The 17,413-nt window shown below is 50.3% G+C and carries 13 protein-coding genes; 12 read left to right on the forward strand and 1 reads right to left on the reverse strand.

Annotation, left to right across the window (positions count from 1 at the left end):
* Positions 1–198 precede the first annotated feature (198 nt).
* Both ABH897_RS04920 and ABH897_RS04925 read left to right on the forward strand, forming a co-directional pair.
* Positions 199–1,155, forward strand: coding sequence for a selenium metabolism-associated LysR family transcriptional regulator (locus ABH897_RS04920; protein ID WP_404591312.1), 957 nt, complete (start codon positions 199–201; stop codon positions 1,153–1,155).
* On the forward strand, positions 1,155–2,024 hold the full coding sequence (locus tag ABH897_RS04925) for a PHP domain-containing protein (RefSeq protein ID WP_404518832.1): 870 nt from the start codon (positions 1,155–1,157) through the stop codon (positions 2,022–2,024). The genes ABH897_RS04920 and ABH897_RS04925 overlap by 1 nt, the downstream gene beginning before the upstream one ends.
* Before the next feature lie 197 nt (positions 2,025–2,221).
* On the opposite strand, the gene ABH897_RS04930 is transcribed toward ABH897_RS04925, so the two are convergent.
* Positions 2,222–3,967 (reverse strand): Rqc2 family fibronectin-binding protein, encoded by a 1,746-nt coding sequence (locus ABH897_RS04930; RefSeq protein WP_283652393.1) that lies wholly within the window; start codon positions 3,965–3,967, stop codon positions 2,222–2,224.
* 228 nt (positions 3,968–4,195) lie between these two features.
* On the opposite strand from ABH897_RS04930, the gene ABH897_RS04935 reads away from it, so the two are divergent.
* The 10 genes from ABH897_RS04935 to priA all read left to right on the forward strand — a co-directional run bounded on the left by ABH897_RS04935 (position 4,196) and on the right by priA (position 17,390).
* Positions 4,196–6,994 carry a calcium-translocating P-type ATPase, SERCA-type gene (locus tag ABH897_RS04935; protein ID WP_283652392.1) on the forward strand — a complete coding sequence of 933 codons (2,799 nt, stop codon included), beginning with the start codon at positions 4,196–4,198 and terminating at the stop codon, positions 6,992–6,994.
* A 116-nt stretch (positions 6,995–7,110) separates the two neighbouring features.
* A complete protein-coding gene (gene dapF, locus ABH897_RS04940) occupies positions 7,111–7,944 on the forward strand; it encodes a diaminopimelate epimerase (RefSeq protein ID WP_283652391.1) in 834 nt (277 codons plus the stop codon).
* Between the two features lie 194 nt (positions 7,945–8,138).
* Positions 8,139–9,167 carry a hypothetical protein gene (locus ABH897_RS04945; protein WP_404518973.1) on the forward strand — a complete coding sequence of 343 codons (1,029 nt, stop codon included), beginning with the start codon at positions 8,139–8,141 and terminating at the stop codon, positions 9,165–9,167.
* Positions 9,168–9,320: 153 nt separating this feature from the next.
* Positions 9,321–11,213 (forward strand): bifunctional homocysteine S-methyltransferase/methylenetetrahydrofolate reductase, encoded by a 1,893-nt coding sequence (locus tag ABH897_RS04950; RefSeq protein WP_283652390.1) that lies wholly within the window; start codon positions 9,321–9,323, stop codon positions 11,211–11,213.
* 35 nt (positions 11,214–11,248) lie between these two features.
* Positions 11,249–12,136 carry a YicC/YloC family endoribonuclease gene (locus tag ABH897_RS04955; RefSeq protein WP_404591315.1) on the forward strand — a complete coding sequence of 296 codons (888 nt, stop codon included), beginning with the start codon at positions 11,249–11,251 and terminating at the stop codon, positions 12,134–12,136.
* A 56-nt stretch (positions 12,137–12,192) separates the two neighbouring features.
* Positions 12,193–12,453 carry an extracellular matrix/biofilm regulator RemA gene (gene remA / locus ABH897_RS04960; protein WP_005548256.1) on the forward strand — a complete coding sequence of 87 codons (261 nt, stop codon included), beginning with the start codon at positions 12,193–12,195 and terminating at the stop codon, positions 12,451–12,453.
* 14 nt (positions 12,454–12,467) lie between these two features.
* A complete protein-coding gene (gene gmk / locus ABH897_RS04965) occupies positions 12,468–13,040 on the forward strand; it encodes a guanylate kinase (RefSeq protein ID WP_137063621.1) in 573 nt (190 codons plus the stop codon).
* Between the two features lie 121 nt (positions 13,041–13,161).
* Positions 13,162–13,365, forward strand: a complete 204-nt coding sequence (gene rpoZ / locus ABH897_RS04970; protein ID WP_013310893.1) for a DNA-directed RNA polymerase subunit omega — start codon at positions 13,162–13,164, stop codon at positions 13,363–13,365.
* A 90-nt stretch (positions 13,366–13,455) separates the two neighbouring features.
* Positions 13,456–14,769: a bifunctional phosphopantothenoylcysteine decarboxylase/phosphopantothenate--cysteine ligase CoaBC gene (gene coaBC, locus ABH897_RS04975; RefSeq protein WP_283652388.1), complete on the forward strand. Its 1,314-nt coding sequence runs from the start codon at positions 13,456–13,458 to the stop codon at positions 14,767–14,769.
* Positions 14,769–17,390: a primosomal protein N' gene (gene priA, locus ABH897_RS04980; RefSeq protein WP_283652387.1), complete on the forward strand. Its 2,622-nt coding sequence runs from the start codon at positions 14,769–14,771 to the stop codon at positions 17,388–17,390. The genes coaBC and priA overlap by 1 nt, the downstream gene beginning before the upstream one ends.
* The last annotated feature ends 23 nt before the right edge of the window (positions 17,391–17,413 follow it).

Here is a 17,413-nt window from a genome sequence, read left to right on the forward strand (position 1 = left end):
ACAATATATAGACAAACTAGACCGATTTTGATCTATATATTGCTGATTTGAAATCGCTCTTGGGATTTATGCAAAATGCTTATTTATAAAATCTATAATAAAAATCCACTAATTTAGGTCTGTTTTCTTGGGAATCCTTCGACAGATGTTTTTCTTATGTTAAAATAAGGAGATCAGAGAGGGGAGAGGGCTGTTAGTATGAACTTTCATCAGCTGCATATTTTTTATACGGTAGCGGAGCGGGGGAGCTTCTCGGCAGCGGCGCAAGCGCTGCATATGACGCAACCTGCCGTGACGATGCAAATTCAGTCTTTGGAAGATTATTTTGGTACGAAGCTACTGCATCGATCTACCAAAAAAATCGAGCTGTCGGAGGCAGGAGCGACACTGCTGCCTTTTGCGAAAAAAAGCATGCAGCTAATTCGTGAAGCTGATGAGGCGATGTCTGCTTTTACTCACATGCTGGAGGGGAGATTACATATTGGCGCAAGTCTTACGATTGGCGAGTACATTGTGCCGAGAATGTTGGGGCCGTTTGGTCAGGAGTACCCTCATATACGCATGGCAATGAATGTAATGAATACGACTCAAATTATGGATGATATTTTAAAGCATCAATTGAATTTAGGGCTGATTGAAGCACCGATTCAACACCCGGATATCGTGGTGGAGCCCGTGATGCAGGATGAGCTGAAGCTGATTGTTCCTTCGGATCATGTACTGGCCAAGGGCAAAAAGGTAGTTCTGGAGGACGTGTTTAAGCATCCTTTTGTAGCAAGAGAAAAGGGGTCAGGTACAAGGCAGGTGATAGAGGATGAGCTGAAAAGCCGTGGTGTTGATGCGTCCCGACTTTCCATCGTTATGGAGATGGGCAGCACTGGAGCGGTCAAATCGGCGGTGGAGGCGGGATTAGGCATTACGATGCTATCGCCTTCTTCGGTGAAGCACGAGGTTGCACTCGGATTGCTGAAAATCGTAAATATTTCCGATATCACCTTTAAACGCGAGTTTTATGCCATTCATCTGAAATCAGCGCTATTGCCGATTCCGGTGGTGACCTTTCTGTCATTCTTGCGTCGTCATGATCAGGGAACGAACGTGTCCGGGGATACGGTGGACGAGCTTGCAGAGATGAAAGAGGAGGAGAATGCGTAATGGAGGAGCAGACGAATTCGGGACGATACGATTTACACACTCACACTCAGGCATCTGACGGAATGCAGCCACCAGCGGACAATGTGCGTTGGGCCAAGGAAAAAGGACTGGCAGGGGTTGCAATTACGGATCACGATACGGTAGCTGGGCTGGAGGAAGCGCTTGAGGAAGGGCGGCGATTGGGCATTACAGTGGTGCCGGGTGTGGAAATTAGCACACGGGCAGGTGGTAAGGATATTCATATACTCGGTTATTTTATGGATTACCGTAATGAAGTTTTTTTGGAACGGTTGGAAAAGCTACGTCAGGCGAGGGATACCCGCAATGATCTGATTTTGAGTCGGCTGCGTAGCCTGGGTGTGGAAATCACACTGGATGAGGTGGTAGCTACGATGGGCAGACCGCTGGCGCCAGATGAAAGCATTGGACGTCCGCATATGGCGGATACGCTGGTGCAAAAAGGCTATGCGAAGGATATGAGGGATGCGTTTGACCGTTATTTGGCAGAGGGAGCGCCCGGTTATGTGTCTGTGCCCCGAGTGGAGCCTGCGGAGGCCATAAGCTGGATTCGGGAAGCAGCAGGGGTATCAGTGGTGGCTCACCCTGGATTGTATGGCAATGATGAGCTGGTTCGCTCCATTGTAGAGGAGGCGAAGCCTGCGGGCTTGGAAGTGCGACATTCAGACCATGATGATGCGGCTGAGAGTCGATATGCCGCAATGGCGGCACACTACGGGCTGATCCCGACTGGTGGCTCGGATTTTCATGGTGCACGCCAAGGCGTTATTTTTCACGGTGATCTGGGCAGCCGTAGTGTGGAGAGTCAGGTCGTGGAGGAGTTGAGAAAGGCTGCTATTGCACATATATGAAAATGTATCACAGAATGACGATAGGAAACAGCAATAGGAAACACAAATAGCCCCTTGTATTGTGTCTGCACACATGAAGTGTGGCTTTGCACAAGATAAGGGGCTTTAAGTGGATGCAAGGAACTTGTCCGCTATGCTATGCTTCGTGGCGGGCGTTCCTGAATGGATACTTATTTACTAGATTATGCTAGTGCGGCTCAGCCGTTTTTGATGCGATTTGGCAGCTTTTTGACCAGCTCCTCGTCGGGTGTGATGAAGAGCGTGCGCTGATGATCGTAGATAACAAAGCCGGGCTTGGCTCCGCTAGGCTTGCGCACATGCCGGATCAAGGTGGCGTCTACGGGCACGCTGCTGGACTGTTTGGCCTGGCTGAAATAGGCAGCGAGCTGAGCTGCTTCCTCCAGCGTTGTGTCTCCGAATTGCTCAGCGCGAATAACGACGTGTGACCCCGGAATATCTTTCGTGTGCAGCCACGTGTCATTAGGCCCGGCCAGTCGGTTCGTTACATATTCGTTCTGTAAGTTGTTTTTGCCGACCAGCAGCTCGATGCCTTCGGATGACGTATATACGTGTAAGGTTGGACGGTCAGTTTTCTTCTTTTTCTTCCCTTTTTTGACCCGGTCTCGGAGATAGCCTTGCTGAACCAATTCTTCACGTATTTCCTCGATATCGTTCATGGAGGCATGAGCCAGTTGCTGTAGGAGATTGTCCATATACCGAATTTCTTCGTGTGTTTTCTCCAGTTGTTCATCAATGACAGCCAGGCTGTTTTTATATTTATTGTACTTTTTGAAGTACCGTTGCGCATTATCTGATGGACCCAGCAACGGGTCCAGCGGGATAGTCATTGGACGCTGTTCTTCATCATAAAAGTTGGTGAGCGTCACTTCCTTGTCGCCCTTTTTCACTTCATGCAGCGAAGCGAACAGCAGCTCCCCGTAAATGCGAAATTGATCAGCGTCCTCGGCCTCAGCTAAATCCTGATGCAGATGGTCTAGTTTTTTTACGTTTTTGCTCCGTTCATTTTGCAGGAAGCGCAGCAGGTCACTGACCTTTTGCTTGACCGTATCCCGTTCTGCTTTTTCACCGAAAAAGTCCTCCATACACTCGCTGATCGTAGTGTATTCTTTGCGCTCTCCTTGAATCAACGTGAGGGGAATGGCAGAAAATATCACTTTTTCCTGTGCGTTCAGACCGGATACCGGCTGAAAACGATGATCCCGGACGTCATCCATGATGTGACTAAATGTATTCCACAGCGGACGATAATCCTCAGCAGGTGCTTCGTTGGAAACTCGGGTCAGCATCTCCTCGGCAATAAGGGGACTCAGTCCAGTAAAGGTGTTCACGATCCAGCGTTTGGGAGCTTCTTCTGCTTCGATAGCTGTCTGATATGAGGATGCGAAAGCTGTTTCTTCCGTTTCCAGCGGATTCAGCTTATTTTGTTCAGGAGGCTCCGTGTATTGAAAGCCGGGCATGATGATCCGATAGCTGCTGATAGACGGTGTAACATGATGGATGCCGTCCAGCATAACGCCTGTTTCCGGGTCAAGCAAAATAATGTTGCTGTGTCTGCCCATCAGCTCAATGATAATTCGCTTGAGTGAAATATCCCCCAGCTCATCACGCTGACGCACATCCATGTGAATAATACGCTCCATGCCCACCTGGCTAATTTTTTCGATGATACCACCTTCGCAGTGCTTGCGAAGCAGCATACAGAACATAGGGGCCTCCGTCGGATTGAGAAAGCTTTGTTCTGTAAAATGTACACGCGGGAATGTCGGGTTGGCCGACAGCAGCAGCTTGACACTCCCGCCTTGAGCCCGCAGATTCAGTAAGATATCGTGATCGTTCGGCTGATGTATTTTATTGATGCGCCCGCCCCGGATGCCTTGCAGCTCGTGTACGATAGCGCGGGTTACGATTCCGTCCAATGCCATAATGTTTGTTCTCCTTTGAAGCAAATATTTTTGCCTTCCTTCTATGATACATAACTTTGGGACAAAACTTAAGCGGCATTGTGATATTTCAGGTCCTGTCCGAATAGATTGAATCTAGAAAGTCTGTCCAGCTTATCAGCATTCGTGGCACAAAAACGCAATTACGGGCAGCCATCCTACGCACTACCGACGGAAACGGACTATCTGACCGGGAGGGAATTGGGGAGAATGGAACAAGCACACTGGCACCAATTAAGCAATGAACAGCTTTCAACAAGCCTGGAAGTCGACCCGAAGCAGGGTCTTTCGGAGGAACAGCTTGCGGAAAGAAGAGAAAGGTCAGGATGGAATGAGCTGAGCGAGGGGAAGCGTGTCTCGCCGATCCTGCTGCTGCTGAATCAGTTCAAGGATTTTATGATGCTCGTACTGATGGGAGCCACACTGATATCCGGCCTGCTCGGCGAATATCTGGATGCGATTACCATTATTGCTATTGTTGTGCTGAATGGAATTCTTGGTTTTGTGCAGGAGTTTAGAGCTGAACGTTCGCTTCGAGCTTTGAAGCAGATGTCCGCTCCGACCGCTAAAGTACTGCGAGCAGGCAAACGGATTCAGATTCAGGCCAGAGAGCTGGTACCGGGTGATATCGTGCTATTGGAAAGCGGCGATCGTATTCCCGCAGATATAAGATGGCTGAGCACGAATGGCTGCGATGTGGAGGAATCCGCCCTGACTGGCGAATCGGTTCCAGTGAGCAAGCATTGCCGTCCTATTCATGCCGCCGAGGTACCGCTGGGAGATCAAAAGAACATCGGCTTTATGGGCACAATGATGACCAGAGGTACAGCTCAGGGAGTCGTTATTCGTACAGGCATGAATACGGAAATGGGCAAAATCGCAGACTTGATCCAAAATACGGAGTCTCAGGAGACCCCGTTGCAGCACAGACTGGAGCAATTGGGTAAAATTCTGATCATAGTAGCACTGGCGTTAACGGTGCTTGTCGTCGTAGCGGGTATCCTGCATGGACAGCCAGCGATGAGTATGTTCCTGGCAGGGGTGAGCTTGGCTGTAGCAGCTATACCGGAAGGCTTGCCTGCCATTGTGACGATTGCGCTCGCCTTGGGCGTGCAGCGTATGATCAAACGCAAGGCGATTGTGAGAAAACTGCCTTCGGTTGAAACGCTCGGATGTGCGTCTGTCATTTGCTCTGACAAAACAGGTACACTGACCCAGAACAAAATGACGGTCACCAAGCTATGGGTGGACGGTCGCTTCTGGGGAGTGACAGGAGAGGGCTATGACCCGCACGGACATATTATGGACAGGGATGCTCCTGCGGACCTCAAAAACGGACAATCACTTCGCAGACTGCTGCAAGCCAGCGTGCTGTGCAATAACGCGGAAATTGTTCAAGCCGACATGGATGAGCTACGCTCAAAAAAGAAAACCAAGGAGCCGATGCCGTCCGCTGTTTGGGAGCTGAAAGGCGACCCGACGGAGGGGGCGCTTGTCACGTTAGCCGCCAAGGGCGGGGTTACGCGCCAGGGGCTGAATGAGCTGTATACACGGGAACGCGAATTTCCTTTTGACTCGGAGCGGAAACGGATGTCTGTACTTGTAAGGCATCAAGGAGGGCATATCGTATTTGCCAAAGGCGCGCCGGATGTGCTGTTAGGTCAGTGCTCCTACATTTTATGGGAAGGGAATGTCGTTCCACTAACGGGCACGCTGCGCCAAAAGGTGCTGGCAGCCAACGAAGGAATGGCCTCGGAGGCACTCCGTGTACTGAGTGTCGCTTACCGGGATATCCGCTCGCATGAGCGTGTCGTCTCGGTGGAAGAGGCTGAGAATCAGCTCATCTTCATCGGCCTTACGGGTATGATTGATCCGCCGCGCCGCGAGGCCCGCGAAGCTATTAGCAAGTGCCGCCGCGCTGGCATCCGCACGGTGATGATTACGGGCGACCACGGTACAACAGCTGAGGCCATTGCGCAGCAGTTAGGCATTTTTCAGCGCGGCTCGCATGTGCTGACCGGACAGCAGCTATCTGTGATGGATGATGCGGCGCTGGACAAAGCAGTAGACATGGTCTCTGTATATGCGCGGGTATCCCCGGAGCATAAGCTGCGGATTGTCAAATCGCTGCAAAGACGCGGGCATGTCGTAGCCATGACTGGAGACGGCGTGAATGACGCGCCAGCGATTAAGGCGTCGGATATCGGTATTGCGATGGGCATAACAGGAACGGATGTGACCAAGGAAGCGGCTGCGCTCGTGCTCAGCGACGATAATTTCTCGACGATTGTAGCAGCGATTGAGGAAGGGCGAAATATTTACGAAAATATTCGTAAATTTATCCGTTATCTGCTTGCCTCCAATGTCGGTGAAATTTTGACGATGTTTTTCGCGATGATGGCCGGTTTGCCATTGCCGTTGCTTCCGATTCAGATTTTATGGGTGAACCTGGTGACTGACGGGCTTCCCGCGATGGCTCTGGGTGTAGATCAGCCGGAAAAGGATCTTATGGAGCACAAACCACGCGGCGCGAAGGAAAATATTTTCGCCCGCCGTCTTGGCTGGAAAATCATTAGTCGCGGCCTGCTGATCGGCTTATGTACGCTTGCGGCGTTCTGGCTGACACTGCGTATCGCGCCTGATAACGCGGCACAACTGGTCAAGGCACAATCGGTTGCCTTCGCCACGTTGGTGCTGGCACAGCTCATTCATGTGTTTGATTGTCGCAGCTCCCGTTCTATTTTCCACCGTAATCCGTTTCAAAATAGTTATCTCGTGCTTGCCGTGCTGTCTTCGGTGGTGCTGATGCTGGTGGTTATGTACGTACCTGTGCTGCAACCTATTTTCAAAACGGTACCGCTCGGCTTCCGCGAATGGGCGCTTTCCATTGTCGCTGCCGGTATTCCGACCTTCCTGATGGGGGCGGGAAGCGTATGGGGTGGCAGACGCAACCGTCGTCGTGGCGGACATACGCGCTTCGCTCCAGGGCGCACGAAGTTTTCGGCTTAAGCTTCCTGCTCGGGACAGACATACTTGCATCACTTTTCCCTTTTTGCCCCGTATGCTATCATGGAACCAAAGCTTCATAAGGAGCATGAGATTAGCAGCAACGGCGGGGGGAAGCTATGGAATTCACAAAAATGCACGGATTGGGTAATGATTTTATCGTTTGGTTTGGGTATCAGGAATTGCCGCCTGACGCTTCGGAATTGGCTGTTCGGCTGTGTGACCGACATTTTGGTGTCGGCGCTGACGGTCTGGTATATATATTGCCATCTGAAAGAGCGGATTTCTGCATGCGCATCATTAATTCAGACGGCTCGGAGGCTGAGCAATGCGGAAATGCCATCCGTTGTGCAGCCAAATATGTGTATGACCGCAAGCATATCAGTCGTGATCAGATTACGATTGAGACGCTGGGTGCAGGTGTGCAGCAGGTCGAATTGACCGTAGAGGGCGGACTTGTACGTCAAGTGAAGGTGGATATGGGAGAACCGATTCTGGAGGGTTTGAAAATTCCAACAACGCTGGATCTGGCTAGTGTCATCAACCAGTCCATCGAAGCTGGAGGCAGCGGCTTTCGTTTTACAGCTGTATCCATGGGCAATCCGCACTGTGTCATTTATGTTGAGGATGCACCTGGCTTTGATCTGGAAGCCTGGGGGCCGAAGCTGGAATGCCACCCGCTGTTCCCTAGAAAAACAAATGTCGAGTTCGCTACGGTACGAAGCCGGGACCACATTGACATGAGAGTATGGGAGCGGGGAGCCGGGCCTACGTTGGCATGTGGAACCGGAGCCTGTGCTACGCTTGTGGCGTCTGTATTGAACGGATATAGCGACCGCCGCGCGATTGTCAGCCTGAAGGGCGGAGATCTGGATATCGAATGGAACGAGAATGACAATCATGTATATATGACGGGGCCGGCTGAGATTGTGTACGATGGTCGTTTGTCCTGAAATAAGCGAATGCAGCATTGTGATAGAGGAAGATTGGGATAAGTGTGATGAAGACCTTAGCCGGTCTTCTTTTTTTCGCCTTTTTTCGTATAAAATGAAGGAAATGCGGGGCATGAAGCAACATTCTGTCTTTTTTTGACGTCTGAACCATGTATAATATAGAAAATGAGAAAACGATAAGGAGGCCGTTCATGGTGCGGAAATTTCGTTGGATTTCAGCGTTTGCAGCTCTTATATTTGTAGTCGCCGCGCTTCCGGCTCAGGCCGCGACCGTTCCTGCTACTGCGGAAAAAACGACTGATAAGCAGGTCGGCTCACTAACCCCTACTGTCGTGAATCGTTTGGAAAAGGCAGTACAAGAACTCATCGGTACGAAGACGGCATTTCAATTTGACGATGTGACGGATATGGGTAAAACCTGGATTGTCGAGGGCGAACTGGAGGATGGAACAGCTACGATTCAGACGGAATATAATAAGGAAAAAAACAGAGTGGATTCTACAACCGTTCGATATAAAATAAGCAGCTTGGCAAAAGCGATGGACGCGCCACTCAAAACTAAAGTGCTGAACAGCGCCAAAGCGTTTGATAGCAAGCGTCCCCTGCAATTTGAGGCATTCTGGCGGGTCAAATCCCCTTACCAGTCTAACAAGCCTTCGAATTATTGGGTGTTCTGGGGGGCCGGGGAAAAGGCTTCCTCGCTGTACGTTGATGTGGATCGCGGCAACAGCATCACCATTAATGCCGACTATCCGCTGAAGCAGGTGGACCCTGTATTGCTAAATCGTGCAGTGAACAGCTTCAAGCGTGTTAGCGGACAGCGTATCACGGTGCTGCATGCTTCACGTTACAAGGACGAGGCAAAGGGGCTTTCTTATTGGTCGTTTGAGGATGCAAGCGAGGCGAGTGAGATCAAAATTGGCGCAGTAACCGGCAAAGTGCTGGCTGTATCCACCTTTGGGGTGGACTGGAACGATGACACGGATTTCAAAAAATCGTTTACCAGCCCTAAATATACGGCCTCTGAAGCTTTGAAGCTGGCCAAGCCCAAGGTCCAACTGTTATTTAACATTAACTTATCCGATTATAGTGTTGAAATCCAGGGGAATGCATATACATTTTCCAAAAAACAAAAGGGGACGCCCTCTATTGTGGGTAAAGTGAATAAAAAAGGAACTTTTTACGCATTCTCTCTTCATTCTGCCGATGGGAAATTGCAATAAAGGTAATAGAATATAGCTATGATGAGTCAAGTTGCTTCGCTCCTGATCGCATAAATATGGGGAGTGGGGCGGCTTTTTTTGTTTTTGGCTTATGTTTGCAGTCTCTTTATGTTACATTAGTATGAAAATAAAGAGCGGGGTGGAGAAGAGGACATGAAACCGGATTTGCGTACTGTGCTGGATCGTGAAATTATTGTCGGAGACGGCGCAATGGGAACCTTTTTATATCAGCTTGGATTTCCGGTAAATACGTCTTACGAAGAGCTGAATATCACGTCGCCTGACGTCATATCAGACGTGCATCGTCAATATGTACAAGCGGGAGCACGGTTGCTGGAGACCAATACGTTTTCTGCAAACGATTATAAACTGGCCCGCTTCGGGCTGGAATCCAAGGTGGAAGAAATTAACCGTGCCGGGGTGAGAATTGCCAGAGCAGCGGCTGGCCCAGAGCACTATGTGGTGGGTGCGGTAGGCTCCATATGCGGTGGCAAACGGCTTAATATATCAAAGGTAGAGCTGGCACGTAACTATGATCAGCAGATTGATGCACTTCTCTCCGAAGGGGTGGACGGCATTTTGTGCGAAACGTTCTATTCGCTGGATGAAGTGCGCATTGCCCTTCGTGGTGTGCGTAAATATAGTAATACCCCGGTGATTTGTCAGTTTGCGGTAGATCAGGTAGGGCGTACACAGGATGGATTTTCGGTGGCGGAGGCTTTTACGGTGCTGCGAAATGAAGGGGCGGATATCCTCGGATTTAACTGCCACTCTGGCCCACAGGGGATTATGAGTGTGATGGAGCAGCTGGACGGTCCGCTGTCTGTACCGCTGTCCGTATATCCTAATGCGGGTCTGGCGGATTATGTGGATGGTCACTATGTGTATGGTGCATCGCCTGAATATTTTGGGGAATGCGCTGCTTCCTTCGTAGAGCTGGGTACGAGAATCATCGGTGGCTGCTGCGGCACCACACCAGAGCATATCGCAGCGATTTCAAAAGCTTTGAATGGTTTGCAGCCTCCTCCTCTGGCTCCAAGAGAGATACTGACAGATGCGCCAGTCATTGTGGCTGAGCCGGAACAGATTGCACGTGAAGGGGAACGGGGCAACGGTAGAAGCGCCAGCGAACCCAACATTGTGGAATTGGTCAAGGAACGGCATACGGTGATTGTAGAGCTTGATCCTCCGCGCGATCTGGACATTACACGGTTCATGCAGGGGGCACAGGCACTGAAAGCGGCCGGGGCCGACGCGCTTACGCTGGCAGACAATTCACTTGCGGTTACTCGCATGAGCAACATGGCGCTTGGACATTTGGTGAGCCTTGAAACGGGCATGCGCCCGTTAATTCATATTGCCTGCCGTGATCGTAACCTGATTGGTACCCAGTCCCACATGATGGGCTTTGATGCGCTGGGCATTGATCATGTATTGGCCGTTACAGGAGATCCGGCGCGGTTCGGTGATTTGCCTGGTGCCAGCTCGGTGTATGATATGACTTCTTTTGAAATTATACGTATGATCAAGCAATTGAATGACGGTATCGCTTTTTCCGGCAAGCCACTCAAGCAAAAAGCTAATTTTGTGGTGGGTGCCGCTTTTAATCCCAATGTCAAGCATTTGGGCAAAGCTGTGCAGCGGCTGGAGAAAAAAATTGCTTCCGGTGCGGATTACATTATGACCCAGCCTGTTTACGACCGCGAACTGATTATAGCCATGGCGGAACAGACCCGTCATTTGGAGGTGCCGATTTTTATCGGTATTATGCCGCTGGCCAGCGGGCGCAATGCGGAGTACTTGCACAACGAGGTACCCGGCATCCAGTTGTCGGACGAGGTTCGTGCACGTATGTCTGGTCTGGAGGGGGCGGAAGGCCGCGCGATGGGCGTGACCATTGCCAAGGAGCTGCTAGATACGGCGATGGAGCATTTTAACGGTATCTATTTAATGACTCCATTTATGTTCTATGAAATGACGGCGGAGCTGACTTCTTATGTATGGCAAAAATCCGGCCGTGTGCAGGCCCCCTTGTTTCGACTATAATAATCAATTACAATAGTATAATGGATGTGATGCCGATGTCATTGAGTATGACCGGATACGGTCAAGCCATCCTTCATTATGAAGGCTATAAAGTGCGCTTGGAGCTGAAATCGGTGAATCACCGCTATTGCGAAGTGATGATGAGGATTCCGCGCGAATGGACTCGTTATGAAGATGACTTGAGAAGAACGGTTCAACAGCAAATCAAGCGCGGCCGTGTCGACGTCTTCATTCACAGGGAACGTGATGAAGAACAGATACCCGCCGCACGGTTGAATGACACTGTAGTGCAGGCTTATTTGCATGCAGCGGAGCAGCTGGCGGATCGGTACGGCGTGAAGGGAACGTTGGGTATAAGCGACATTCTTGCGCTGCCTGACGTTCTGGGTGAGCCTGGTGAGGCTTGCAATGGAGACGAAGAGGGCTGGGGAGAGCAGCTTCAGCAAGCTCTGAATGAAGCATTGCAGGGACTGCTGGACATGAGAAGACGAGAAGGCGGGCATTTGGCGCAGGATGTGGAATCCCGTATTTCGCGTTTGGAGTCCCTGCATCATGAAATGACTGTGCTGGCTCCTCATGTTGTGAGCGACTACCGTAACAGGCTAAAACATAGACTTACTGAGCTTCAGGATGGTTCATTTACGCTTGATGAGCATAAGTTCGGAATGGAGATTGCTTTATTCGCGGATCGCAGCAGTATTGATGAGGAGCTTACCCGGCTTCAAAGTCACTTTGGGCAATGCAGGGGATTGCTGCTGCCGGACGAGCCAGCCGGTCGCAAATTAGATTTTTTAATCCAGGAAATGAACAGGGAAGTCAACACGATCGGCTCCAAGGCCAATCATCTTGCGCTAGTTAATTTAGTCGTCGAGATGAAGGCGGAGCTGGAAAAAATTCGTGAGCAGGCTGCAAACATCGAGTAGCTACCTGGTAGCGGCACGGCTGCAATAGTCACATGTATAGGGGGAAAGACCTGAATATGGCAATCAAATTGATCAATATTGGTTTCGGCAATATCGTGTCGGCCAACCGAATTATCTCCATCGTCAGTCCGGAGTCTGCTCCGATCAAGCGGATTATACAAGAAGCTAGGGACCGTCATATGTTGATTGACGCTACCTATGGCCGCCGGACACGAGCTGTTATTATAACGGACAGTGATCATGTGATCTTGTCTGCGGTGCAGCCGGAAACGGTCGCTCATCGACTATCCACTAAAGATGATGACAATGACGAATAAAAATGGAGTGTACTATGGCTAAGGGATTATTATTTGTATTATCCGGACCTTCGGGTGTCGGCAAAGGAACAGTAGGCAACGCACTGCGTGAAAAACTGCCGGAATTGACATACTCGGTTTCCGCGACAACCCGCACGCCCCGCATGGGTGAACAGGACGGAGTTAACTATTTTTTTAAGTCGCGTGAACAGTTTTTGGGCATGATTGAACGGGATGAGTTGCTGGAGCATGCAGAGTACGTAGGTAACTATTACGGCACTCCACGTGATTTTGTAGATCAGACGCTTGCGCAGGGAAAAGATATTTTTCTGGAGATTGAGGTTCAGGGAGCGCTCAAAGTGAAGGAGAAATTTCCTGATGGCATTTTCATTTTCTTGCTTCCGCCTTCGCTGGATGAATTGAAGGACCGGATTCGGGGACGGGGCACAGAAACTCAGGCAACCATTGATCACCGCATGTCGGTAGCTGTGGATGAAATGAATCTGTTGCGTCACTATGATTATGCGGTTGTCAATGATGAGATTGATTTCGCTTGTAAACGAATAGAATCCATTATTATCGCCGAACATTGTAAGGTCCATCCATAAACGAGGACTATATATATGCCAAGCGTACTTAAAGAGAAAATTACTATACAAGCTGAACTCGGAAATGTACACTGGAATTCAGCTTGTATAGTCCCAAAACTACATGAAGAGGTGTCTATTAGTGCTGTATCCTTCCATTGATGAAATGATGAAAAAGGCAGATAGTAAGTATTCGTTGGTTGTAGCGGCTTCACGCCGTGCCAGACAGTTGCGCGAGGGTGAGAAGACGACTCTCAAGAATCCTAAATCCCACAAGCAAGTTGGAGTGGCGTTGGAAGAGATCTACGCGGATCATTTGCGTCTTGAAAGTGGCGAAGACGAATAAGAATTATAGACAATTATTATAACCGGGCGCAATGCCAATTTCTTTGACAACCGCAAGGTTGTTATTTTTTTCGGTCAGGGGGAGTTAACGATGTTGAAGGGGAAAGTTATTATTCTTGGTATTACCGGCGGAATTGCCGCTTATAAAGGGGCTGCGCTGTGTAGTAAGCTAACGCAAAAGGGAGCCGAGGTTCATGTCATTATGACGGCATCCGCGAAGGAGTTTATTACCGAGCTTACGCTTCAGTCGCTCTCTCGTAATCCGGTATACAGTGACACGTTTGATGAAAGAGAACCGTCCGTCGTATCCCATATTCATCTGGCGGACAAAGCCGATCTGGTGCTGGTTGCACCTGCAACCGCAAATATCATCGGGAAAATGGCGCATGGGCTTGCTGAAGATATGCTATCCACAACGCTGCTGGCAACGACAGCACCTATTATGGTAGCACCTGCTATGAACGTGCATATGTATACTCATCCCGCAGTAATGCAAAACATGGAGACGCTCGTATCCCGGGGTGTCATGATGATTGAGCCGGGTGAAGGATTGCTGGCTTGTGGTTATGTTGGCAAAGGACGGTTGGAAGAGCCGGAAACCATCGTACAAACGGTAGAACGGTTTTTTGAACAGCAAGAACAGGAAGGTAAGGGCGTCACCAACAAGCCGGAGCCACGTTGGTTTGGCGGAGAAGCTGTGGATTCGGGTGGACAATCGCAAGGTTCGCTGCTGAATGGCAATAAACGGTTGCTGTCAGGCAAAAAAGTGATTGTAACCGCTGGAGGCACGATCGAGAGAATTGATCCGGTACGTTACATTACGAATGACTCTTCCGGTAAAATGGGCTTTGCCATCGCAAAAGTGGCTCAGGAGTTGGGTGCCGATGTACATTTGATTGCTGCAAATACAAGTGCGGAGCCTCCTGTGGGCATTTCGATTGAAAAAGTTCAGTCCGCTGACGACATGTATAGCGCTGTGCTCAGACAGTGGGAAGAGAGCGATTTGGTCGTGATGGCTGCTGCGGTTGCAGACTATCGACCGCGTGAGGCGGCACTGACCAAGATCAAGAAGAAGGATAGTACATTTACACTGGAGTTAGTGAAGAATATCGATATTCTGGAGTCACTCGGACGAAGCAAGAAGCATCAATTTTTAATCGGCTTTGCTGCGGAGACCGGGAACCTGGAGACGTATGCCATGGATAAGCTGGAGCGAAAAAATTGTGATCTTCTGGCGGCTAACGACGTAACTGCTGATGGAGCAGGCTTTGGCGTCGATACGAACGCTGTACAAATTTATGACCGTGGCGGAATGGTAGAACGTATTCCTGTGCAGTCAAAGGAAGAAGTAGCGCGTAAGCTCCTTACGATAGCGGCTGGACGTATGGGTGGGGTGTTGCATTAATGGAAATGGGCAATTTAGTTGCCAAAGTTATTGTAGATGTGCCCGCCAAGGATACGGATCGTACTTTCGATTATCTGATTCCTGAGTCAATGCGGCCATGGATTGAGCCGGGTAGCCGGGTTGCAGTGCCATTCGGCAAACGGACGGTGCAGGCATTTGTCATCTCGGTAGTACCGGCCGAGGAGCCGCCGAAATATCGGATGAGGGCGATACAGGAGCTGCTGGATTTGGTACCGCCCCTGTCTCCGGATCTGGTAGAACTGGGTAAATGGATAAGCGAACGCTATGCCTGCAATCAAATTATGGCGCTGCAAGTGATGATTCCTACAGCGTTAAAGGGCAAGGCCGAACGTTATATTTCTATCGCTGAGCAGCATGAATTCACAGATCATCTGCCTGCTGCTGACGTTTTGAATTACGGTTCAGAAGCGGATACACATCGAGCCATGCGGTCGGATATGAGGGGAGAACCCGAATGGGCTCTTCTGACCGACGATGGTATGAGCGACCCGGCTGAACGCCAGATTGTCAGCTTTATTCAGGAGAAGGAGCAAGTCCCGCTTCAGCAGCTAAGCCGCCGTTTCCCCGAAGAAGCAGAGATTATTAAATCGCTGTTGCGCCGGGGGGTGCTTCAGGAGAGTCAGGTTATTAAGGACAAGCTTGGCAAGAAGACCATGAAGGCCGTGGATTTGGCTATCGGCATAGAAGAGGCATCAGCGGCGCTTGAACAGTTTTCCGCCAAAGCGCAGCGTCAGCGGGAGGTACTTGCTTTTTTGCTGGAACGCAGCGAGTTTCTGCCCCTGCCGCTGAAGGAAGTCATGACCTCGCTTAGTGTATCAGCCGCAACGGTCAAGGCGCTGGAGGATAAGGGCTATGCGGTGCTTGAGGATGTAGAGGTGTTCCGCGACCCTTATCGGGGTAGAAACTTCAAGCCTACGAAGCCGTTGCCGCTCACCGAAGAGCAGCAATACGTGTATGAACGGATCATCCGGCAGCTGGATACGCGTGAGCAAGGAGCTTATTTGCTGCATGGAGTTACGGGCAGTGGTAAGACGGAAATTTATCTACAGACGATTCAGCGCTGTATTGAGCAGAATCGTCAGGCGATTGTGCTGGTTCCGGAAATATCGTTGACACCGCAAATGGTAGAGCGTTTTAAAGGTCGCTTTGGCGATCAGGTCGCGGTGATGCACAGCAGACTGTCCGGAGGCGAACGTTACGACGAGTGGCGTAAAATACGCGAAGGCCGTGTGAAGGTGGCGATTGGCGCCCGTTCGGCTGTATTTGCGCCTTTTCGTGAACTTGGCCTTATTATTATGGATGAGGAGCATGAAACCTCCTATAAGCAGGAAGAGACACCCAAATACCACGCGCGTGACGTGGCTGTACGCAGAGCCCATCAGCATGGGGCTGTGGTTATTCTTGGTTCAGCTACGCCGTCTCTGGAAAGCTATTACGCGGCCCGCTCGCAAAGTAATGACGAGTTTGCACCGCTGCTGCTTGAAATGCAGACTCGCGCACTAGGGAACTCATTACCCGAGGTGCATATCATGGATATGCGCGAGGAACTGCGTGCTGGCAACCGCTCCATGTTCAGCCGCGCATTGCATAACGGAATCGCAGAGCGGCTGGAGCGCAAGGAACAGACAGTATTGCTACTGAATCGGCGCGGACATTCTACGTTCGTCATGTGCCGTAGCTGCGGCTATGTGGCGGGTTGCCCGCATTGTGATATTTCGCTCACATATCATCAGCGGTCAAACAATTTACGTTGCCATTACTGCGGTTATTCTGAGCCCGTGCCTCAGGTTTGTCCGGAATGCGGTAGTGAGCATATTCGCTACTTTGGCACAGGTACTCAGCGAGTGGAAGAGGAACTGGCAAAGCTGTTTCCCGGTATACGTGTCGTGCGGATGGACGTCGATACAACGACGGAGAAAAATGCCCATGAAAAGCTGCTCAAGCAATTTCGTGATAAAAAAGCGGATGTACTGCTCGGCACCCAAATGGTTGCCAAAGGGCTGGACTTTCCCGATGTAACGCTGGTAGGTGTCATCACTGCGGATTCGGCGCTTAATTTACCGGATTTTCGGGCTGCGGAAAAGACATTCCAGTTGTTAACACAGGTAGCCGGACGCGCCGGGAGGCATCAATTGCCTGGGGAAGTGTTCGTGCAAACCTATACACCGGAACATTACTCGGTTATTCACGCGAGTCGGCACGACTACGGTTCTTTTGTCAGGGAAGAGTTAAAACACCGCCGTAATCTGCATTATCCACCGTATTGCCGTCTCATTTTGGTGACCTTCTCTCATGAACAGCTCCCTGTACTGGTTCGACTGGCTGAGAACTATTCAGCCACAGTACAAGGGAGAGCGAGGCAAAGGGGCTGGTTCGGCAATATGGATCGGCTTACATCGGATGTGCTTGACATTTTAGGGCCTGTAGCTTCACCGATTTCGAGAATCAAGAATAGATACCGATTTCAATGTATGATAAAATGGCGTGGAAATATAGATGCGATTGGTCTGGCCCAGCAGGTAGCTGATGAAATGGCGGAATCCGCACAGGCCCAAAAGCTGCTGGTCAGTCTGGATGTCGATCCGCAGATGCTTATGTAGCGTATGCGCAAAAGTTTTCGGCA

The organism is Paenibacillus sp. RC73, from assembly GCF_044908085.1.
GTDB classification, from domain to species: Bacteria; Bacillota; Bacilli; order Paenibacillales; family Paenibacillaceae; genus Paenibacillus; species Paenibacillus terrae_A.